This is a genomic window from Caulobacter sp. SLTY, assembly GCF_009905535.1.
Lineage (GTDB): Bacteria > Pseudomonadota > Alphaproteobacteria > Caulobacterales > Caulobacteraceae > Caulobacter.
In genome coordinates this window covers 109,970-128,450 of sequence record NZ_JAAALA010000006.1, presented here as the reverse complement: position 1 = coordinate 128,450, position 18,481 = coordinate 109,970, and the positions used below count along the sequence as shown (strand labels likewise).

General features: G+C 68.0%; 20 protein-coding genes. 3 read left to right on the top strand and 17 right to left on the bottom strand.

Annotated features, from left to right (window positions below):
* Positions 1–14: 14 nt before the first annotated feature.
* From ybgC to GVN21_RS05125, 7 genes are all read right to left on the bottom strand, one after another.
* Positions 15–467: a tol-pal system-associated acyl-CoA thioesterase gene (gene ybgC / locus GVN21_RS05155; protein WP_166573652.1), complete on the bottom strand. Its 453-nt coding sequence runs from the start codon at positions 465–467 to the stop codon at positions 15–17.
* An 11-nt stretch (positions 468–478) separates the two neighbouring features.
* Entirely contained in the window at positions 479–814 is a 336-nt protein-coding gene (locus GVN21_RS05150) for a hypothetical protein (RefSeq protein ID WP_166573651.1), read from the bottom strand.
* A 257-nt stretch (positions 815–1,071) separates the two neighbouring features.
* Positions 1,072–2,103 (bottom strand): Holliday junction branch migration DNA helicase RuvB, encoded by a 1,032-nt coding sequence (gene ruvB / locus GVN21_RS05145; RefSeq protein WP_166573650.1) that lies wholly within the window; start codon positions 2,101–2,103, stop codon positions 1,072–1,074.
* The gene (ruvA, locus tag GVN21_RS05140; protein ID WP_166573649.1) at positions 2,100–2,711 is read right to left on the bottom strand and encodes a Holliday junction branch migration protein RuvA; all 612 of its coding nucleotides are present in this window, start codon (positions 2,709–2,711) and stop codon (positions 2,100–2,102) included. Before ruvA ends, ruvB begins: the two co-directional genes overlap by 4 nt.
* On the bottom strand, positions 2,708–3,247 hold the full coding sequence (gene ruvC, locus GVN21_RS05135) for a crossover junction endodeoxyribonuclease RuvC (RefSeq protein WP_166573648.1): 540 nt from the start codon (positions 3,245–3,247) through the stop codon (positions 2,708–2,710). Before ruvC ends, ruvA begins: the two co-directional genes overlap by 4 nt.
* Before the next feature lie 165 nt (positions 3,248–3,412).
* Positions 3,413–4,123, bottom strand: coding sequence for an MgtC/SapB family protein (locus GVN21_RS05130; RefSeq protein ID WP_166573647.1), 711 nt, complete (start codon positions 4,121–4,123; stop codon positions 3,413–3,415).
* Positions 4,124–4,415: 292 nt separating this feature from the next.
* The gene (locus GVN21_RS05125) at positions 4,416–5,159 is read right to left on the bottom strand and encodes a YebC/PmpR family DNA-binding transcriptional regulator (RefSeq protein WP_166573646.1); all 744 of its coding nucleotides are present in this window, start codon (positions 5,157–5,159) and stop codon (positions 4,416–4,418) included.
* Between the two features lie 113 nt (positions 5,160–5,272).
* Between GVN21_RS05125 and GVN21_RS05120 the strand changes: the two genes are divergently transcribed.
* Positions 5,273–6,916, top strand: coding sequence for an MFS transporter (locus GVN21_RS05120; protein ID WP_166573645.1), 1,644 nt, complete (start codon positions 5,273–5,275; stop codon positions 6,914–6,916).
* Between the two features lie 14 nt (positions 6,917–6,930).
* On the opposite strand, the gene GVN21_RS05115 is transcribed toward GVN21_RS05120, so the two are convergent.
* From GVN21_RS05115 to GVN21_RS05105, 3 genes are all read right to left on the bottom strand, one after another.
* Positions 6,931–7,737, bottom strand: a complete 807-nt coding sequence (locus tag GVN21_RS05115) for a hypothetical protein (protein ID WP_166573644.1) — start codon at positions 7,735–7,737, stop codon at positions 6,931–6,933.
* Between the two features lie 58 nt (positions 7,738–7,795).
* Entirely contained in the window at positions 7,796–8,881 is a 1,086-nt protein-coding gene (fba, locus tag GVN21_RS05110) for a class II fructose-bisphosphate aldolase (protein ID WP_166573643.1), read from the bottom strand.
* A 91-nt stretch (positions 8,882–8,972) separates the two neighbouring features.
* Positions 8,973–9,779: a hypothetical protein gene (locus GVN21_RS05105; protein WP_166573642.1), complete on the bottom strand. Its 807-nt coding sequence runs from the start codon at positions 9,777–9,779 to the stop codon at positions 8,973–8,975.
* Between the two features lie 107 nt (positions 9,780–9,886).
* Here GVN21_RS05105 and GVN21_RS05100 point away from each other — a divergent pair, with 107 nt between their 5' ends.
* Positions 9,887–10,357, top strand: a complete 471-nt coding sequence (locus tag GVN21_RS05100; protein ID WP_166573641.1) for a surface-adhesin E family protein — start codon at positions 9,887–9,889, stop codon at positions 10,355–10,357.
* A gap of 96 nt (positions 10,358–10,453) precedes the next feature.
* Here GVN21_RS05100 and GVN21_RS05095 read toward each other — a convergent pair whose 3' ends face one another.
* The 7 genes from GVN21_RS05095 to tkt all read right to left on the bottom strand — a co-directional run bounded on the left by GVN21_RS05095 (position 10,454) and on the right by tkt (position 18,089).
* Positions 10,454–10,840, bottom strand: a complete 387-nt coding sequence (locus GVN21_RS05095) for a GFA family protein (RefSeq protein ID WP_166573640.1) — start codon at positions 10,838–10,840, stop codon at positions 10,454–10,456.
* Positions 10,841–10,880: 40 nt separating this feature from the next.
* Positions 10,881–11,258 (bottom strand): VOC family protein, encoded by a 378-nt coding sequence (locus GVN21_RS05090; RefSeq protein WP_166573639.1) that lies wholly within the window; start codon positions 11,256–11,258, stop codon positions 10,881–10,883.
* Positions 11,259–11,536: 278 nt separating this feature from the next.
* Positions 11,537–12,727, bottom strand: a complete 1,191-nt coding sequence (locus GVN21_RS05085; protein ID WP_166573638.1) for a phosphoglycerate kinase — start codon at positions 12,725–12,727, stop codon at positions 11,537–11,539.
* Between the two features lie 164 nt (positions 12,728–12,891).
* On the bottom strand, positions 12,892–13,899 hold the full coding sequence (gene gap, locus GVN21_RS05080) for a type I glyceraldehyde-3-phosphate dehydrogenase (RefSeq protein ID WP_166573637.1): 1,008 nt from the start codon (positions 13,897–13,899) through the stop codon (positions 12,892–12,894).
* 285 nt (positions 13,900–14,184) lie between these two features.
* The gene (gene purT, locus GVN21_RS05075; protein ID WP_166573636.1) at positions 14,185–15,381 is read right to left on the bottom strand and encodes a formate-dependent phosphoribosylglycinamide formyltransferase; all 1,197 of its coding nucleotides are present in this window, start codon (positions 15,379–15,381) and stop codon (positions 14,185–14,187) included.
* Positions 15,378–16,112, bottom strand: coding sequence for a hypothetical protein (locus GVN21_RS05070; protein ID WP_166573635.1), 735 nt, complete (start codon positions 16,110–16,112; stop codon positions 15,378–15,380). The genes purT and GVN21_RS05070 overlap by 4 nt, the downstream gene beginning before the upstream one ends.
* Before the next feature lie 9 nt (positions 16,113–16,121).
* Positions 16,122–18,089: a transketolase gene (gene tkt, locus GVN21_RS05065; RefSeq protein WP_166573634.1), complete on the bottom strand. Its 1,968-nt coding sequence runs from the start codon at positions 18,087–18,089 to the stop codon at positions 16,122–16,124.
* A gap of 122 nt (positions 18,090–18,211) precedes the next feature.
* Here tkt and GVN21_RS05060 point away from each other — a divergent pair, with 122 nt between their 5' ends.
* Complete coding sequence (locus GVN21_RS05060; RefSeq protein WP_166573633.1) at positions 18,212–18,481, top strand: DUF4164 family protein; 270 nt, start codon at positions 18,212–18,214, stop codon at positions 18,479–18,481.

Sequence of the window (18,481 nt, the reverse complement as noted above, 5' to 3'; positions counted from 1 at the left end):
TGCAAAAACGGGACCTATTCCGGCAGGAACCAGGGCCGCAGCTTGTCGGCCATGCCGGGGGGCGGCTTGGCAGGGCGGCCGTCGAGGCGGATGCAGGCGGCGTTCACCACGGCCGCGGCGATCAACTCCTCGCCCCGGGTGATGGTCTGGCTGACGAACAGGCGGGGGCCCTTGACCCGGTCGTATGTGGTGCGGACGACCAGGGCGTCGTCGATGCGGGCCGGGCGTTTGAAGTCGATCTCCATGCGGGTGACCACGAAAGCGATGGGGGACTCGCCGTCCAGCAGATCGGAGTGGGAGACGCCGGCGAGACGCAGGAAGTCGCTGCGGCCGCGCTCGAAATAGCGGAGGTAGTTGGCGTGGTAGACGACGCCGGAGAAGTCGGTGTCCTCGTAGTAGATGCGCACCGGCAGGCAGTGCTCGCGGCCGATGAAGACGCCTGAAGTGGGGGCGGGGAGGTCGGTCATGGGTGGCCGTCTCAGCTTTGAACCGCGTCCGTCATACGGGTCAGCGCTTCGATCAGGAAGGCCCGGTCGTCCTCGACGCTGCGACGAGCCGGGATCAGGGTGAGCAGTGACGCCAGAACTACCGGAAGCGCCAGCAGCGGCCAGAGGCGTTCATGCCAGCCGCCGGCCACGACCACCGCTCCGACAATGCCGAGGCCGGCGATGGCGGCTCCGACCCAGCCGATGGAAAGGAAGGCGGCGAGGGGATGCAGGCCGGGTTTGCAGATCAGGGTGGTTGCCTCCCCCTCGATGAGTTGGACTTCGAGGCAGCAGCGGAAGAGGCCGCGCCAATGCATGCGTCGGCGCATGTTCGCATGGCTATGGCCGACCTCACCGATGACCGGATTGGACCCGAAAATGGCCCAGGGGCTGTCCAGGCCGGCGCGTATCCGCGCAACGCATGCCGCCTTGTCAAAGGGGGACACGAGCCGAATGTCAGCCGAGGAGAGTGGACGGTCGATGAGGCACCTGTGGGTACTGAAGTCAAACAAGCCAGGATTGCCGTCAAAACTTCTCTCGTCTCAATAGCCGATTTCGCCATGAGCCATTGAAGGGGCCAGCTCGATCAATCCTCCTCGAATAAGGCGCCCTGCGCTTTCGGTGGGGCAACCGGTTCCTTCAGGCCGAGGTGCAGGTAGGCCTTGCCGCAGGCGACGCGGCCCCGGGGAGTGCGCTGGATGAAGCCCTGTTGCATCAGGTAGGGCTCGATGACGTCCTCGACGGCGTCGCGGGCCTCGGCGATGGCGTAGGCCAGGGTTTCGACGCCGGCGGGGCCGCCGTTGTAGTGCTCGATCAGGGCGCGGAGATAGCGGCGGTCGAGGCTGTCGAGGCCGTGTTCGTCGACCTCGAGGCGGGCCAGCGCTCGGGCGGCGTGCTGCTGGTCGATGACCTCCGCGCCATCGGCGGCGGCGAAGTCGCGGACCCGGCGCAGCAGGCGGCCGGCGACGCGGGGCGTGCCTCGGGAGCGGGCGGCGATTTCGCCGGCTCCATCGTCGCTGACCGCGATACCCATCTTGCGGCTGGCGTGCTCGATGACCTTCTTCAGTTCCGCCTGGGTGTAGAATTCCAGGCGGATGGGGATGCCGAACCGGTCGCGCAGGGGCGTGGCCAGCAGGCCCGCGCGGGTGGTGGCGGCGACCAGGGTGAAGGGGGCCAGATCGATGCGGATCGAACGGGCGGAGGGGCCCTCGCCGATGACCAGGTCGAGCACCTGGTCCTCCATGGCGGGGTAGAGGATCTCCTCGACGTTGCTGCTCAGGCGATGGATCTCGTCGATGAACAGGACGTCGTTGGGCTCGAGGTTGGTGAGGATGGCGGCGAGGTCGCCGGCCTTGGCCAGTACCGGACCGCTGGTGGCGCGGAAGTTGACGCCCAGCTCGCGGGCGACGATCTGGGCCAGGGTCGTCTTGCCCAGGCCCGGGGGGCCGAACAGCAGCACGTGGTCGAGGGGCTCGCCGCGATTGCGGGCGGCGTCGATGAAGATCTTGAGATTGGCCTTGGCCTGCTGCTGGCCGACGAACTCGGCCAGGGTTTGCGGTCGGAGGGCCTTGTCGGGGGCCTCGGTGGGGGCCTCGTTGGGGGAGACGATGCGTGTCATCTACCCAGTTCCTGCAGCCCGGCCTTGATCAGGGCGGAGACCTCCGCCTCCTCGCCCAGCCGCAGATGGGCCTGTTCGATCACCCGGCGGGCCATGGATTCGGCGACGCCGAGGCCCATCAAGGCCGAAACAGCCTCTCCGGCCGCGCTCGGTTGCACCGTCCGCGCCGGCGCCGCGTTCGGCGCGAACACCGCCGGGCCGTCGCTGATCGGCTTGTCCTTGAGTTCGGTGACAATGCGTTGGGCGAGCTTGGGGCCGACGCCGTTGGCGCGGCCGATCAGGGCCTTGTCCTCGCGAGCCACGGCGCCGGCCAGTTCGGCCGGACTGGCCACGTCGAGGACGGCCATCGCCGCCTTGGGGCCGACGCCCTGGATGGCGCGCAGCAGGACGAAGGCGCGGCGCTCGTCGCGCGCGAGAAATCCGTAGAGCTGGGGGCCGAGCTGTTCGCTCCAGGGATTTTCGGTGTGGAGGACGGTCTCTTCGCCGATAGGGGGCAGGCGGCCGAGCGTCTTGGCGCCGCAGCGGACGACATAGCCGACGCCGCCGACGTCGATCAGGCATTCTTCCTCGCCGATCTCGGCGACGATGCCGCGCAGCCGGCCGATCATGCGACCTTCCCCAAGGCCTTGCGCAGGCTGTGGTGGGTGACCTGGCCGATGGCGCGGGCCTTGCGGGCGTGGGCGTGGGCGATGGCCACGGCCAGTGCATCGGCGGCGTCGGCGGTGGCGCCCCCGGCGGTGGGCAGCAGGCGGGCGATCATGTAGGCGACCTGGCCCTTGTCGGCCCCGCCGGTCCCGACCACCGACTTCTTGACCTCCTTGGCGCTGTACTCCGCCACCAGCAGGCCGGCGCGGGCCGGGGCGATCATGGCTGCGGCGCGGGCATGGCCGAGCTTCAGCGTCGACTGGGCGTTAGTGTTGAGGAAGGTCTCCTCGACGGCGGCCTCGTGCGGACCATAGGTGTCGATCACACCAGTGATGCCCTCGAACAGGCAGAGCAGGCGGTCGGAGAAGGGCGCCTTGTCATCCGGTGAGATAACACCGTGCGCGACCCAGCTGAGCCGGGCCCCCTCGACGTCAATGACGCCCCAGCCGGTCTTTCGCAGGCCCGGATCGAGGCCGAGGAGTCGGATCGCGTTCGCCATATGTTTCCCTACATTGGCGAGGATTCTGAAGAAAGTGCAAATGGGGGGCGCGCGGGAGCGGGGGGACATGTTCGGATTTCGCAAGAAATCCGTACGTGTCCCCTTTTTTTTCGAAGACAGGGGACACGTACCATTTGCTGCGCAAATGGAACATGTCCCCTGGGGTCAGTGATTGCGCGGGGCGATCTCGAATTCGACGACCTGCGGGTTGTCGCGGAGCATGGCGGCCAGCTTGTCCATCTTGGCGCGGTTGTTGGCGCGGACGGTGGCGCCGTGCTCGATGAGCAGGCCCTTCTTCATCAGGCGGTGGCTGAAGGGAGCGGGGTCGAGGCCCAGTTCGAGGATCTGGCGGCGCAGTTCGGCGGTGTCGGGCGCGGAGTCGCGCTTGTAGCGGATGGTGATCTCGGCCAGCGCCTGCTGGGGCAGCAGCCGGTCGAGCAGGCGGAAGACCGAGAGGATCAGCAGGGCCAGGACGGTGCCGGCGATGGCCACGCTCCAGAAGCCGACGCCATAGAGGATGCCCAGGGCCGAGGTCACCCAGATCGAAGCCGCCGTGGTCAGGCCGTGGACGGTAAAGCCCTCGCGGAAGATCACCCCGCCGCCGAGGAAGCCTACGCCGGTGAGGATGCCGTGACTCATGCGGACGGGATCGATGCGTATGACGTCCTGGGGGGTGTTGGCGCCGGTCCAGGCCAGCTGGTGGTTGGCGGCGACCATCAGCATGGCGCTGGTCAGGCAGAGCAGGGCATGGGTGCGGAAACCCGCCGGCTGGCCGCGATGGCCCCGCTCGACGCCGATCAGGCTGCCGGCGATCAAGGCGCCCAGCAGCGGCAGATAGAACTCGGGATTGAGCACCCGAGCGTCCAGGAAATCCATGAAATACCCTCCGGGAGCGGATGATTACGCTGTTTGCGGAGAATGGAAATAGGTTCGTGAATCTAAGGGGTTGGCCCCGGCTGGCGTCCCCACTCTCCGTCATCCTCGCACTTGTTGCGAGGACCCATGGCCGGTCGGCCCGCGAACCTCTGCCATGGGTGTGCGGCTGCGCACCCACTCCGCCGTTCGTGCGGCGGACAAATGGGTCCTCGGGACGAGCCCGAGGATGACGATCTTGGGGTGTGGGTGTGGGGTGCGGTTGGTGGGTAGGGGGGCGTGGCGAGAAGCGGGGTTACCCCAGCTTCGCCATCTCTTCGTCGCTGATGTCGAAGTTGGCGTAGACGTTCTGGACGTCGTCTTCCTCGTCGAGGGTGTCGATCAGTTTCATGATGGTGGCCACCGCGTCACCCTCGACGGGGACGGTCAGCTTGGGGCGCCAGGTGAGGGCGGTGGTCTTGGGGTCGCCCAGTGTGCCGGCCAGGGCGTCGACCACGGCGGTCAGGTCCTCGAAGGCGGTCCAGATGACGTGGCTTTCCTCGTCGCTCTCGACGTCTTCGGCGCCGGCCTCGATGGCGGCTTCCATGACGGCGTCTTCCGAACCGGCGGAGGCGGGGTAGGTGATCTGGCCCATGCGGTCGAAGTTGAAGCTGACCGAGCCGGTCTCGCCCAAGGCCCCGCCGTTCTTGGCGAAGATGGCGCGGACGTTGGCGGCGGCGCGGTTCTTGTTGTCGGTCAGGGCTTCGACGATGACCCCGACGCCGCCGGGGCCGAAGCCTTCGTAGCGGATTTCGTCATAGCTCTCGGCATCGCCGCCCTGGCCCTTCTTGATGGCGCGTTCAATGACGTCCTTGGGTAGGCTCTCGGCCTTGGCGTTGTTCACCGCCAGGCGCAGGCGCGGGTTCATCGCCGGGTCGGGCAGGCCGGTCTTGGCCGCCACGGTGATTTCGCGGGAGAGCTTGGAGAACAGCTTGGACCGGGCGGCGTCGGCGCGGCCCTTGCGGTGCATGATGTTCTTGAATTTTGAGTGGCCGGCCATGGTCGGTCTTCTGTCTGGACGTGAATTCGGGAGCGGCGTTCTAGCGTCCGGCGGCGGCTCTGTCATCCGGGCGCGGATTCAGTCTAGCCTGCCGCAAACAATGGGAGGCGGGGATGAGCCAGGACGAGGTCCGCAAAGGCGGCCATCTGACGGTGATCGGCGGGGCGTCGGCCGGGACCATCTTCGAGTGGTACGATTTCTATCTGTACGGCTCGCTGGCCGGGTTCATCTCCAAGCATTTCTTCAGCGGGGTGAACGAGACCACTGGCTATATCTTCGCCCTGCTGGCCTTCGCGGCGGGGTTCTTCGTGCGGCCGTTCGGGGCGGTGGTGTTCGGGCGGCTGGGCGACCTGTGGGGGCGGAAGAACACCTTCCTGGTGACCATGCTGCTGATGGGCGGCTCGACCTTCGTGGTCGGGCTGCTGCCGGGATACGACACCATCGGGGTGGCGGCGCCGATCCTGCTGGTGGCGATGCGGCTGTTGCAGGGGTTGGCGCTCGGCGGGGAGTACGGCGGGGCGGCGACCTATGTGGCCGAGCATGCGCCGCCGGGGAAGCGAGGCCTGTATACCAGCTTCATCCAGACCACCGCGACGCTCGGGCTGTTCCTGTCGCTGATCGTCATTCTCGGGGTACGAGGCCAGACGGGCGAGGACGCCTTCGCCGACTGGGGCTGGCGGATCCCGTTTCTGGCCTCGATCCTGCTCTTGGGCGTGAGCCTGTGGATCCGGCTGAAGCTGGGCGAGAGCCCGGTGTTCCAGAAGATGGTCGAGGAGGGCCGAGCGGCGAAGAAGCCGCTAAGTGAGGCGTTCGCGGACGGCAGGAACTTGAAGCTGGTGATCCTGGCGCTGGTTGGGCTGACCGCCGGCCAGGCGGTGGTCTGGTACACGGGCCAATTCTACGCCCTGTTCTTCCTGGAGAAGACCTTGAAAGTGGACGGGCCGACGGCCAACACGTTGGTGGCCATCGCGCTGCTCTTGGGGACGCCGTTCTTCATCGTTTTCGGCTGGCTGTCGGACAAGGTGGGGCGAAAGCCGATCATCCTGGCCGGCTGTCTGATCGCGGCGTTGAGCTTCTTTCCGCTGTTCAAGGCCCTGACCGTGGCGGCCAACCCGGCCCTGGCGGCGGCGAGCGCCAGCGCCCCGGTGCGGGTGATCGCCGATCCGGCGGCCTGCAGTTTCCAGTTCGATCCGGTGGGCAAGACCGCCTTCACCCGCAGTTGCGACGTGGCCAAGTCAGCCTTGGCCTCGGCGGGGGTGAGCTATGAGAACGTCGCCGCCCCGGCCGGGAGTCTCGCGGTGGTCGAGATCGGGACGGTGAAGGTGGCATCGTTCGAGGGCGCGGGCATGTCGGGGAAGGCCTTCGCCGAGGCCCAGACGGTCTGGCGCAAGGACCTCGGCGCGGCGTTGGCAGCCGCCGGCTATCCGGCCAAGGCCGAAGCGGCCAAGGTCGACAAGCCGCTGGTGGTGGCCATCCTGTTCGCGCTCGTGCTGCTGGTGACCATGGTCTACGGGCCGATCGCGGCGGCGCTGGTGGAGATGTTCCCGGCCCGCATCCGCTACACCTCGATGAGCCTGCCCTATCACATCGGCAACGGCTGGTTCGGCGGCTTCCTGCCGACCACGGCCTTCGCCATGGTCGCCGCCACGGGCAACATCTACTTCGGCCTCTGGTATCCGGTGGTGGTGGCCGCCGCGACGGCGGTGATCGGCTGGCTGTTCGTGCGCGAGATGAAGGGCGCGGACATCGAGGCCTAAATCCGGAGTGCGACCTACAGCTCGTTCCACCAGTAGAAGATCCAGCGCTCCCCATCTCGACCCGCCGCGAAGCAGCGGTACGGGTTGGACGGGCTGGGCAAAAGGTGCGCGGTCAAGGTTGGCCAGCGGTCGGGCCTACGACCGGAGGGATCTACGCACAGCCAACCGAAGTTGGGGTTTTCGAGGTTGTCGACATACGTGGCGGCGTCGGTGACGGTCAGCGGGCCGTTGTTCCGCGCGGCGAAAGCTTCCCGAAGGGCTGCGTCCGCGCTCGGCGGAGCGGGGTTCAGGGGGCGCTGATCGGTGATGAGACCATCCAGCGCCGAGCGACGACCCAAGGTTCTCTCAACCGAAATCTGGTCGAGCCAAGGCCCGCTCCGGCGCCGATGACAGACGCGGTCCCCGCCGCAGGTAACGATGCGGCTTTCGGCTTGGACCATCTCGGAAACGGCGCGCTGATAGTCCTGTTCGTCGTCATCTCCCCAAATGTCGACCTGACCGGTCAGCACGACCTCGCTGAAGCGGTGCAAGGTGTTGAGCGCGTCCTGTTCCCGAACAAAGCCGTCCTCGTCGGCCTCCACCGTATAGGCGCCGCGCCAGCGGAATAGGCTGAGGCAGCTGGACGGTGTTGGCGTGAGGCTGTCGCAGACATAGCAGGCCTGCCGGCTGCACTGGTCGACGAAGCCCCGGATGCGGACCGTGCGGCCTTCAAGCGCCGCGCCGCCGGCCAGGACCTGGGCGGCTGTCTTGTCGACTGGAGCCTGAGCGAGCGCGGGCGCGGCGAGAAGGCTTCCGACGAAGGCTAGGACGGCGAGGCGCATGGACGAAGGCTACACCTCTCTCCCGGAAATGGGAGGGAGGTCGTCGGTCTTCGAACGCCTACTCCGCCGCCTGCAGCGTCTTGTCGATCTTGATGGTCAGTTCGCCGCTTTCGTAGCGCTTGGCCATCGCCGCGGTGCTGAGCGGCTTGATCTTGCCGGCCCAGCCCTCGGCGCCGAACTCTTCGAAGCGCTGCTGGCAGATCTTGCGCATGGCTTCCTTGGCGGGCTTCAGATAGGCGCGCGGGTCGAACTCGCCGGGCTTCATGGCCATCACCTTGCGGATGGCGCCGGTCATGGCCATGCGGTTGTCGGTGTCGATGTTGATCTTGCGCACGCCGTGCTTGATGCCGCGCTGAATCTCTTCCACCGGCACGCCCCAGGTCTCCGGCATCTCGCCGCCATAGGCGTTGATGATCTCCTGCAGGTCCTTCGGGACCGAGGAGGAGCCATGCATCACCAGGTGGGTGTTGGGCAGGCGGCGGTGGATTTCCTCGATGACGTTCATGGCCAGCACCGCGCCATCGGGCTGGCGGCTGAACTTGTAGGCGCCATGGCTGGTGCCCATGGCGATGGCGAGGGCGTCGACCTGGGTCTTCTTGACGAAGTCCACGGCCTGGTCCGGGTCGGTCAGCAGGGCCGAATGGTCCAGCTTGCCCTCGAAGCCGTGGCCGTCCTCGGCCTCGCCCATGCCGGTCTCCAGGCTGCCCAGCACGCCCAGCTCGCCCTCTACGGAGACCCCGCAGCTGTGGGCCATCTCGGTCACCCGGCGGGTGACATCGACGTTGTACTCGTAGCTGGCCGGGGTCTTGCCGTCCTCTTCCAGGCTGCCGTCCATCATCACGCTGGTGAAGCCGTACTGGATGGCGGTGGCGCAGGTGGCCGGGCCGTTGCCGTGGTCCTGGTGCATGCAGACGGGGATGTGCGGATAGATCTCGACCAAGGCGTCGATCAGCCGGGCCAGCATGATGTCGTTGGCGTAGCTGCGGGCGCCGCGGCTGGCCTGGATGATGACCGGCGCGTCGACGGCGTCGGCCGCCTCCATGATCGCCAGGCCCTGTTCCATGTTGTTGATGTTGAAGGCGGGCAGGCCGTAGTCGTGCTCGGCGGCGTGGTCGAGCAACTGGCGCAGGGTGATGCGGGCCACGGGGAACTCCTTGCGGGCGTGTTCTGATTTTGTGGGTCGGGTTTAGCCGCGAGCGTGCGCGGAGTCACCCCCGGCTGTCACGGGGGCGTGATCAAGATTGGCGTGGCGGCCGGGTGGCGTCCAGGATGAAGGCGACGATGTCGAGTTCAGGCCTGGGCACGTAGGGCTTGCGGTTGAACAGCGGCGGCGGCTCGGCCGCCGCGTCGGGCGCTTCCCAATAGTCGAGCAGGGCGTCTTGGGAGGGGGTCTTGAGGCGCAGTTCGAAGACGCTGTTGGACTTTAGGCTGTTGGAGGGCTTTAGCGCAGACTCGTGGTCCACCAGCAGGATGATGGCGTGGTCCGGCAGGCCCTCCTCCGCGCCGCTGCCGGAGGTTTCCCGCAGGCAGTCCTCCATGTCCCGCGTCAGCTCAGCCTCTTTCAAGGCGCCCCGGTCGAAGGCGTTGCGGGTCGCGGCCGCTAGGGCGTTGCACTGGGTGGTCGAGTTTAGCCGCAAGACGATGTGGTCACCGCGCCGGCCGATCTGGTGGACTTCGGTGAAGGCGCCCAGGGCCATTAGTCGGAAGGCGTGAGGCCAGCCGATACCGCCACGGGCGACCAGGGCGCGCGGTGGCGTCCCGTCGATACGAGCCCGCTTCAGCCCGGCGATCTGCTCCGTCCGGGTCTCTGCGCGGGTCCGCTTGCCCAGCTCGATAGCCGGCGGGATCAGCGCCGGGGTGAATGCCACGACGAAGAGCAGGATCGACAGGACGAAATTCTGCCTGTTGGCCGCCTTGATCGCGAAGCCGATGCAGGTCACGGCAAAGATGGCGGCCAGGATGTAGGGCAGGGCGTAGGCGGCCAGGATCGCCCCGAGCAGAATGTTCCAGCCGTCCAAAATGCGCTCCCGGTTCCGACGCATCTTGAGCTCTCGCGTCTAAGTTCGGGTTAAGAATCTCAGGCTGGCGATTGGCAGGAGCGGACGACGCGGTTCGGCCTTAGAGTGCCGGCCAGAGCGGGGAGAAGACGATGCAAAAGGCGGTTATGGCGGCGGCGTTGGTCGCCGGACTGGCGGTGACGGGGCCGGCGCTGGCGGGGGATTTCTATCCGATCACCATCGAGTCCGAGCAGGTCATCCTTCTCGACCTGTCCTCTGTGGTCAGCGAAGGCGCGGTGACGCGAGTCAAGTTCGTCTGGGTGGTGGCGGACGCAGCTGGACAATCGGGCGAGACCGTCGGTCACATCGAGGTGCTGGAAGAATTCCGCTGTGAGGCCCTGGAGAGCCGGCGGGTCGGCATGACCACCTTCGCTGAGGATGGCCGCGTTCTGGCGCGATCCGACACCCAGATGCCCTGGGCGGCGAACAAGCCGGGCACCTATGGCGGGACGATGGTCCAGACGGTCTGCGACCCCGCCTCCCGCGATCCGGATCAGGTGGCCTCGATCCCGACGGCGGACCTGGTATCCGCCGTGCGCGAGTACATGGCCGAGGCCGACTAGAGCGCCGCGATCTGATGGAATCACATCGCGCCGCTCTAGGGTCTTGCTGATCGCGTGTTTGATCCGATTACCGGTTCCCACTGATCGGAACGCGCTCTAGGGCGGCGCGGCCTCCTGCGGCAGGCCGTCGGCGATCTCGTAGTAGTCACCCTTGTCGGCGACGAAGATGTGCTTGCTGAGCTTCAGGCCGGTCGGCTTGTCGAGGGCGCCCATGGCGAAGGCGATGCGCTTGCCGTGGATGGGGTCCCAGAACAGTTGCGAGCCGCAGGTTGCGCAGAAGCCGCGGCGGACCTTCGGCGAGGAGGCGTACCAGCGGAGGGCGTCCTCGCCCTCGATGGTCAAGGTCTCCTTCGGCACGTCGGCCGAGGCCCAGAAGTGGCCGGACGCCTTGCGGCACATCGTGCAGTGGCAGGCGTCGGAGTGGTCGATGCCGGCGGTGGTCGAAAAGCGGACCGCGCCGCAGAGGCAGGAGCCGGTATGCATGGGGTGTCGGCGCCGGGCTGGCCGGCGCCGCTCCTTAAAGTCAGGCGGGGCGGTGCATGGCGCACAGCTTGTTGCCGTCGGGGTCGCGTAGGTAGGCGAGGTGCATCTTGCCGAGGTTGCTGATCCGCTCACCGGGCGGGTCTTCGATGGACGTGCCGCCGGCCTCGACGCCGGCGTCATGCCAGGCCTTGACCTGTTCGGGGGAGTCGCAGGCGAAACCGATGGTGCCGCCGTTGGCGTGGCAGGCCGGCTGGCCGTCGATCGGCTGCGAGACCGCGAAGGCGCCCTTGGGGCTCATGTAGAACATTCGGTGGCCATCGACGAACGACGGGCCGATGCCGAGCGTGCCCATGATCTTGTCGTAGAAGACCTTGGACTTCTGGAGGTCGTTGGTGCCGACCATGACGTGCGAGAACATTGTGGTTTCTTCCCCTTGTGACGGCGCGAGTTGCTTGGCGTCCGTTCGCAAAAGGGATGCAGGAAGATGGGGCCAGGGGCAAGTCGCTCTCCGCCCCCGCGAGGGGGCGGAGGACGGTTCGGAGCGTGCGCGACGGACCAGGAGGCGGGGCAGCGCCGGCGGTTGGAGAGGTTCCTTCTGAACCGGCGGTGGAACCCCCTCGGTTTGGCTCGCTTGCAGCGCTCGCCAAAGCCACTCCCCCACGATGTGGGGGAGAGCGATGATCGGCTACTCTATCCTTAGACTTCCAGCGCTTGAACGCCCGGCAGGTCCTTGCCTTCCATCCATTCGAGGAAGGCGCCGCCGGCGGTCGAGACGAAGGTCATTTCAGCGGCCACGCCGGCGTGGTTGAGGGCCGAGACGGTGTCGCCGCCGCCCGCCACGGCGACCAGCTTGCCTTCGGTCGCCAGCTTCGCAGCATGCTTCGCGGCCGCGACCGTGGCGGCGTCGAAGGGGGGAAGTTCGAAGACGCCGAGGGGTCCGTTCCAGATCAGGGTGGCGGAGGCGTCCATGGCGGCCAGCAGGCGCTTGGTCGTCTCGGGGCCCGCGTCGAGGATGCGGTCGTCGGCGGCGATCTTGTCGAGGCCCTGGGTCTTGTGGGCGGCGTTCGCCTTGAACTCGGTGGCGGTCACCACGTCGACGGGGAGGAGGATTTCGCAGCCGGCCGTCTTGGCCGATTCCAGGATCTCGCGGGCGGTGTCGCCGAGGTCGTGCTCGCAGAGGCTGGCGCCGACATCGATGCCCTGGGCGGCCAGGAAGGTGTTGGCCATGCCGCCGCCGATGGCCAGGTATTGCAGCTTGCTGACGAGGTTGTTCAGAAGGTCGAGCTTGGTCGAGACCTTGGCGCCGCCGACGATGCCCATGACCGGGCGCTTGGGCGAGCCGAGCGCCGCATCGAGGGCTTCCAGTTCGCGCTGCATGGAGAGGCCCGGATAGGCCGGCAGCAGGCGTGCGACGCCTTCGGTGGAGGCGTGGGCGCGGTGAGCGGCGCTGAAGGCGTCGTTGACGTAGAGGTCGCCCAGGGTGGCGAGCTCGGCGGCGAAGGCGGGGTCGTTCTTCTCTTCACCCGGATGGAAGCGCAGGTTTTCCAGCAGGGCGACGCCGCCGTTCTCCAGGCTGCCCACGACCTTGGCGGCGTCGGCGCCGATGCAGTCGTCCGAGAAGAACACTTCCTGCTCCAGCAGGTCGGCCAGCGGCGCGACCACGGGCTTGAGGCTCATCTCCGGCACGCGCTTGCCCTTGGGCCGGTCGAAGTGGGCCAGCAGGATGGTCTTGGCGCCCTGGGTGCTCAGGTAGCGGATGGTCGGCAGCACGGCTCGCAGGCGGGTGTCGTCGGTGATCGCCCCGTCGGCCATCGGCACGTTGAGATCGACCCGGACCAGGACGCGCTTGCCGGCGAGGTCGGCGGTTTCGAGGGAGCGGAAGGGCATGGGCTACGTCCGTTCTAACTATCCCCGTCATCCCGGCCGCAGCGCGAAGCGCGGAGAGCCGGGACCCAGGACCACCGCACGGGCGGTTGATACAGCGAGATCACGCACCCCCTGGGTCCCGGATGAGCCGTTCGGGCTGTCCGGGATGACGGAGGTGGCAGGGTTTACAGGAACTTCGCCATCACCAGGGCGGTGTCGCTCATCCGCGTCGCGAAGCCCCATTCGTTGTCGTACCAGGTCAGCACCCGGGCCAGCTTGCCGTCGACGACCTGCGTCTGGGGCAGGGCGGCGGTGGAGCTGGCGGCGATGTGGTTGAGATCGGTGGAGACGACCGGATCGGTGGTCACGTCCAGCACGCCCGACATCGGGCCGTCGGCCGCGGCCTGCAGGGCGGCGTTGATCTCTTCCACGGTGACGTCGCGGCCGGCCACCACCTTCAGGTCGACGACCGAGACGTTGGGGGTCGGGACGCGGATCGAGCTGCCGTCCAGCTTGCCCTTCAGGGCCGGCAGGACCAGGCCCAGGGCCTTGGCGGCGCCGGTCGAGGTGGGGATCATGCTCAGGGCGGCGGCGCGGCCGCGGTAGAGGTCCTTGTGCATGGTGTCGAGGGTCGGCTGGTCGCCGGTGTAGGCATGGATGGTGGTCATGTAGCCACGCTCGATGCCGAACAGGTCGTGCAGCACCTTGGCCACCGGAGCCAGGGCGTTGGTGGTGCAGCTGCCGTTGGAAACGACGATATCGTCGGCGGTCAGGGTCTCGTGGTTGACCTTGTAGACGATGGTCTTGTCGGCGTTGTCGGCCGGGGCGCTGACCAGCACGCGCTTGGCGCCGGCGGTCAGGTGGGCGGATGCCTTGTCCTTGCTGGTGAAGATGCCGGTGCACTCGAAGGCGATGTCGACGCCCAGATCCTTGTGCGGCAGGTTGGCAGGGTCCCGCTCGGCGGTGACCTTGATCTTGCCCATGCCGACGTCGATCCAGTCCTCGCCGGTCGTCACCTTGCCGGGGAAGCGGCCGTGGACGCTGTCGTAGCGCAGCAGGTGGGCGTTGGTCTCCACCGGACCCAGGTCGTTGATGGCCACGACCTCGATATCCGTGCGGCCATGCTCGGCGATCGAGCGCAGGACGAGACGGCCGATACGGCCAAAGCCATTGATGGCGACGCGAAGGGTCATGGGTGAAGGGCTCCCGCCAACGATTTCGTGATTGGCGGCGGGTTTTGCGGTTGGGGGCCGGGAAGTCAACCCTTGCAGGGGTCAAGAGGGGTTACGGGATGTATCGGCTAGGACCGTAAACCCTCTCCCTCCCACGCCTTCGGCGCGGGCCCCTCCCTCTCCCTCGCGGGAGAGTGGCAAGTTCGTGCCTGAACTCCATAAATCCAGGACGGATCGTCCAAGCAGCCCCTCTCCCGCGAGGGAGAGCGAGGGGCCCGCCTGCGAAGCAGGTGGGAGGGAGAGGGTTTAAGAACCCCGGACGACTTTAACCTTGCCCGCCGCTTCCACCGCCCGCGCCCGGGCTTCATCCGTATCCGCGCCGCGAGCGATGGCCACGCCCATCCGCCGTCGCTCGAAGGCCTCCGGCTTGCCGAACAGGCGCAGGTCGGCGCCGGGAACGGCAAGCGCCTCTTCCACGCCCTCGAACGCCACGCCGGTCGCTTCCATGCCGCCGTAGATCACCGCGCTGGCGCCAGGGCGCTCCAGGGTGACGTCGACCGGCAGGCCCAGGATGGCGCGGGCGTGGAGGGCGAACTCGCTGTAGGTCTGGGTGGCCAGGGTGACGAGGCCCGTGTCGTGGGGGCGGGGGCTGACCTCGCTGAACCAGACCTCGTCGCCCTTCACGAACAGCTCGACGCCGAACAGGCCGCGGCCGCCCAGGGCCGCCGTGACCTTGCCGGCCATGTCGCGAGACCGCTCGAGGGCCAGGGCGCTCATCGCCTGGGGCTGCCAGCTTTCGACATAGTCGCCCTTGACCTGGCGGTGGCCGACCGGGGCGCAGAAGTGGGTGTCGATGGCGCCGTCGGGGCCGGCGCGGACGGTCAGCTGGGTGATCTCGTAGTCGAAGGCGATCCGGCCCTCGACGATCACCCGCGCCTCGGCGACCCGGCCGGCGGAAAGCGCGTAGTCCCAGGCTGCCGCGATGTCGGCGGCGGTCTCGACGTAGGACTGGCCCTTGCCGGAACTGCTCATCACCGGTTTGACGAAGCAGGGGTAGCCGACCTTGTCGGCGCCGGCCTGAAGCTCTTGAAGCGTCGAGGCGAAGGCGTAGGGGCTGGTCGGCAGGCCCAGGTCCTCGGCGGCCAGGCGGCGGATGCCCTCGCGGTTCATGGTCAGCTGGGTGGCGCGGGCGGTGGGGATCACCGTGGCCAGCCCGTCAGCCTCGATCCGCGCCAGCTCATCGGTGGCTATTGCCTCGATCTCCGGAACGATCAGGTGCGGCCGCTCGTCCTCGACCAGGGCGCGCAGGGCGGCCGCATCGGTCATCTGGATGACGTGGCTGCGGTGGGCGACCTGCATGGCCGGGGCGTCGGCGTAGCGGTCGACGCCGATCACCTCGACCCCAAGGCGCTGCAGCTCGATGACCACCTCTTTGCCGAGCTCGCCGCAGCCCAGCAGCATCACCTTGGTGGCGGTCGGGGAGAGCGGCGTGCCGAGTTTCATTGCCAGTTCTTCCCCTTCTTGGCGGCGTCGATGGCGTCGGTGAGGGCCGGCCTGGCGCCCCGCTTGCGCAGCTGGTCGGTCTTCATCACCACGGCCTCGTTGCAGGCCTGAACGGCATGAGGGACCGACGCCATCTGCATGGCCACGCCCTGGGCCTTGGCGTCGATCCACAGGACCAGGCTGTCGGCCCCGTCGATGACTTCGTCGCAGTCGCGCTCCTGGCGCTTGGCCTTGGCGCCGGCCTTGTAGAAGTCGAGCAGGGCCGGGGCCTGGACGGCGCCCAGCTGGCTGCCGTCGCCGACATCGATCAGGGTCTCCGGCTTGACCAGCTCCGCCGGCAGGTACTCGGCCCAATTGATCGGCCGGCCTGTGCCGAGGTCGTAAGTCAGGTGGGTCTGATTGATCGAGGGGTGGGCGCCGCCGCAGGAGGCGTAGTCGCTGGCCACCAGGGTCAGGAAGGGCTGGCCGGTCATCGGGGCGGTGACGGCGCGTTCGAACTCGACCTCAGGGCCCTTGCCGCAGTCCTTGATCGCCTTCTTGGCGCGGGCGTCAGCGCGGCCAAGCGCCTGGTTGATGCGCTCGATCTTCGGGCCCGCGGGATTGACGATGCGGGGGAAGGCGTCGGCCGTCTCGCTGAGCGGGTTCTGGCCCTGCAGGGCGATGCCGCCCGCGGCGAGGGCCGGGCCGGCAAGCAGGCCGAGAGCGGTCAGGGTGAGAAGGGTGCGGCGCATGAAGGGCTCCTAGAGCTTGGCCTTGGCGGCGGCGGCCACCGCCTCGGGCGTGATGCCGAACTCCTTATACAGCCGCTCGAACGGGGCGCTGGCGCCAAAGCCGGTCATGCCGACGAAGACGCCGTCCTCGCCGATGAAGCGTTCCCATCCGAAGCGGACGGCGGCCTCGACCGCCACGCGGACGGGGGCGTCGCCGATCGTGGCCTTGCGGTAGGCGGGGGACTGTTGCTCGAACAGCTCCCAGCAGGGGGTGGAGACGACGCGGGCGGCGATGCCATCGGTGGCCAGGATCGTGCGCGCGGCCAGGGCGACGCCGACTTCGGTGCCGCTGGCGAAGATCGTCACCTGGGCCTTGCCGTCGGCGGGGGCGATTTCATAGGCGCCCTTGGCCGACAGGTTCTCCGGCGCGAAGGTGCGGCCGACCGGGGTCTTCTGGCGCGACAGGGCCATGATCGACGGGGTGGTCTTCTGCTCCAGCGCCGTTTTCCAGCATTCGGCGGCCTCGACCGCGTCGGCCGGGCGGAAGACCAGCAGGTTGGGCATGGCGCGCAGGGCGGCCAGATGCTCGACAGGCTGGTGGGTCGGGCCGTCTTCGCCCAGGCCGATGCTGTCGTGGGTCATCACGTGGATGACGCGGACGCCCATCAGCGCCCCCAGCCGGATCGCGGCGCGGCTGTAGTCGCTGAACACCATGAAGGTGCCGCTGAACGGGATGACCCCGCCGTGCAGGGCCATGCCGTTCATGGCCGCGGCCATGCCATGCTCGCGCACGCCGTAGTGGACATAGGTCCCCGCGTAGTCGGGCGCGTCGAAGGGGATCATGCCCTTGACGTAGGTGTTGTTGGAGCCGGTCAGGTCGGCCGAGCCGCCGATCATTTCGGGGATCGCCGGGGTCAGCTTGGCCAGGGCCGAGCCGCTGTGGACGCGGGTGGCGTTGGCGACCGGCTCGTTCAGCAGGCCGGCGATGTAGGCGTCCAAGGCCTTGAAGGCGCCCTCGGGCAGGTCGCCCTTCATGGCACGGGTGAAGTCGGCGCCCTTGTCGCTGGCCTTGAGCCGGGCGTCCCACTTGCGGCGGACCGAGGCGCCCTTGCGCCCGGCCTTGCGCCAGGCGTCGGCGATGTCGTCGGGGATTTCGAACGGCGGCAGGGGCCAGCCCATGGCCTGGCGGGCCAGGGTCGCCTCCTCGTCGAACAGGGAATAGCCGTGGCCGTTGACGTCGCCCTCCTTGGCCCCGGCGCCCTTCGAGATCAGGGTGCGGCAGGCGATCATGGTCGGGACCGACTGGCGGGTCGCCCAGCGCATCGCGGCAGCGATCTTGCCATGGTCGTGGCCGTCGACGGCCTTCACCGCCCAGCCGGCGGCCTTGAACCGGGCCAGCTGGTCGCCGGTTTCGGAGATGGTGGCGGCGCCGTCGATGGTGGTGTTGTTATCGTCGAACAGCACCGTCAGCTTGGACAGCTTCAGCCGGCCGGCCAGGCTGATGGCCTCCTGTGATACGCCTTCCATAAGGCAGCCGTCGCCGGCGATGACCCAGGTGCGGTGGTCGACCAGGTCGTCGCCGTAGCGGGCGTTCATCGAGCGCTCGGCCATGGCCATGCCGACGGCGGTAGCGATGCCCTGGCCCAGCGGGCCGGTCGTGGTCTCGACGCCGGGCGTGTGGCCGTATTCCGGGTGGCCGGCGGTCTTGCTTCCCCACTGACGGAAGTTCTTGATCTCATCCATCGTCACGGCCTTGGAGCCGGTGAGGTGGAGAAGGCTGTAGATCAGCATCGAGGCGTGGCCGGCCGACAGCACGAAGCGGTCCCGGTCGGCCCAGTCCGGCTTGGCGGCGTCGTACTTCAGGAATTTGGTGAACAGGACGGTGGCCACGTCGGCCAGGCCCATCGGCGCGCCCTGGTGCCCCGATTTCGCCGCATGGACCGCGTCCATGGAAAGCACGCGGATGGCGTCGGCCATCTTCACGGGACTGACGGACATGGGGGACTCGCTCTGCTGCCGGTTTTCGGGGGCGTTCGCATGTGTGGGCCGCCTGCGCAACCCGCCTTCCGGCGCCGGGGCGACGCAGTCTATAGAGTCGTTGTGATCACGGAGCGGGACGAATGAGCGGAGAGTCGGAGGGCGGGGCCCTCGACCTGGCCGTGCGCCGCCTGGAGCGGGCGCTGGGTGTGCTGGAGCAGCGGATGAGCGAGCGGGTCCGCGAGGCGGGCGCCGAAGCCGGTGGGCTGTTCGACGCCGACCGCGCTCGGCTGGCTGCCGAACTGGACGCCAGCCGCGCTCGCGAGCGGGCGCTGGAAGAGGCCGGGGCGCAGGCGAGCGAAGCGCTGGGCCGGGCGATCGGCGAGATCCGTTCAGCGCTGGGGGAGGCGTAA

Excerpts from the sequence above, each read along its gene's own strand:
- ybgC (WP_166573652.1), bottom strand. The coding sequence starts at position 467 with ATGACCGACCTCCCCGCCCCCACTTCAGGCGTCTTCATCGGCCGCGAG.
- GVN21_RS05125 (WP_166573646.1), bottom strand. The coding sequence starts at position 5,159 with ATGGCCGGCCACTCAAAATTCAAGAACATCATGCACCGCAAGGGCCGC.
- GVN21_RS05090 (WP_166573639.1), bottom strand. The coding sequence starts at position 11,258 with ATGTTCTCGCACGTCATGGTCGGCACCAACGACCTCCAGAAGTCCAAG.
- GVN21_RS05070 (WP_166573635.1), bottom strand. The coding sequence starts at position 16,112 with ATGCGCCGCACCCTTCTCACCCTGACCGCTCTCGGCCTGCTTGCCGGC.
- GVN21_RS05085 (WP_166573638.1), bottom strand. The coding sequence starts at position 12,727 with ATGCCCTTCCGCTCCCTCGAAACCGCCGACCTCGCCGGCAAGCGCGTC.
- GVN21_RS05105 (WP_166573642.1), bottom strand. The coding sequence starts at position 9,779 with ATGCGTCGGAACCGGGAGCGCATTTTGGACGGCTGGAACATTCTGCTC.
- GVN21_RS05150 (WP_166573651.1), bottom strand. The coding sequence starts at position 814 with ATGCGCCGACGCATGCATTGGCGCGGCCTCTTCCGCTGCTGCCTCGAA.
- GVN21_RS05060 (WP_166573633.1), top strand. The coding sequence starts at position 18,212 with ATGAGCGGAGAGTCGGAGGGCGGGGCCCTCGACCTGGCCGTGCGCCGC.
- gap (WP_166573637.1), bottom strand. The coding sequence starts at position 13,899 with ATGACCCTTCGCGTCGCCATCAATGGCTTTGGCCGTATCGGCCGTCTC.
- GVN21_RS05100 (WP_166573641.1), top strand. The coding sequence starts at position 9,887 with ATGCAAAAGGCGGTTATGGCGGCGGCGTTGGTCGCCGGACTGGCGGTG.
- GVN21_RS05130 (WP_166573647.1), bottom strand. The coding sequence starts at position 4,123 with ATGGATTTCCTGGACGCTCGGGTGCTCAATCCCGAGTTCTATCTGCCG.
- GVN21_RS05115 (WP_166573644.1), bottom strand. The coding sequence starts at position 7,737 with ATGCGCCTCGCCGTCCTAGCCTTCGTCGGAAGCCTTCTCGCCGCGCCC.
- ruvA (WP_166573649.1), bottom strand. The coding sequence starts at position 2,711 with ATGATCGGCCGGCTGCGCGGCATCGTCGCCGAGATCGGCGAGGAAGAA.
- ruvC (WP_166573648.1), bottom strand. The coding sequence starts at position 3,247 with ATGGCGAACGCGATCCGACTCCTCGGCCTCGATCCGGGCCTGCGAAAG.
- ruvB (WP_166573650.1), bottom strand. The coding sequence starts at position 2,103 with ATGACACGCATCGTCTCCCCCAACGAGGCCCCCACCGAGGCCCCCGAC.
- purT (WP_166573636.1), bottom strand. The coding sequence starts at position 15,381 with ATGAAACTCGGCACGCCGCTCTCCCCGACCGCCACCAAGGTGATGCTG.
- GVN21_RS05120 (WP_166573645.1), top strand. The coding sequence starts at position 5,273 with ATGAGCCAGGACGAGGTCCGCAAAGGCGGCCATCTGACGGTGATCGGC.
- GVN21_RS05095 (WP_166573640.1), bottom strand. The coding sequence starts at position 10,840 with ATGCATACCGGCTCCTGCCTCTGCGGCGCGGTCCGCTTTTCGACCACC.
- tkt (WP_166573634.1), bottom strand. The coding sequence starts at position 18,089 with ATGTCCGTCAGTCCCGTGAAGATGGCCGACGCCATCCGCGTGCTTTCC.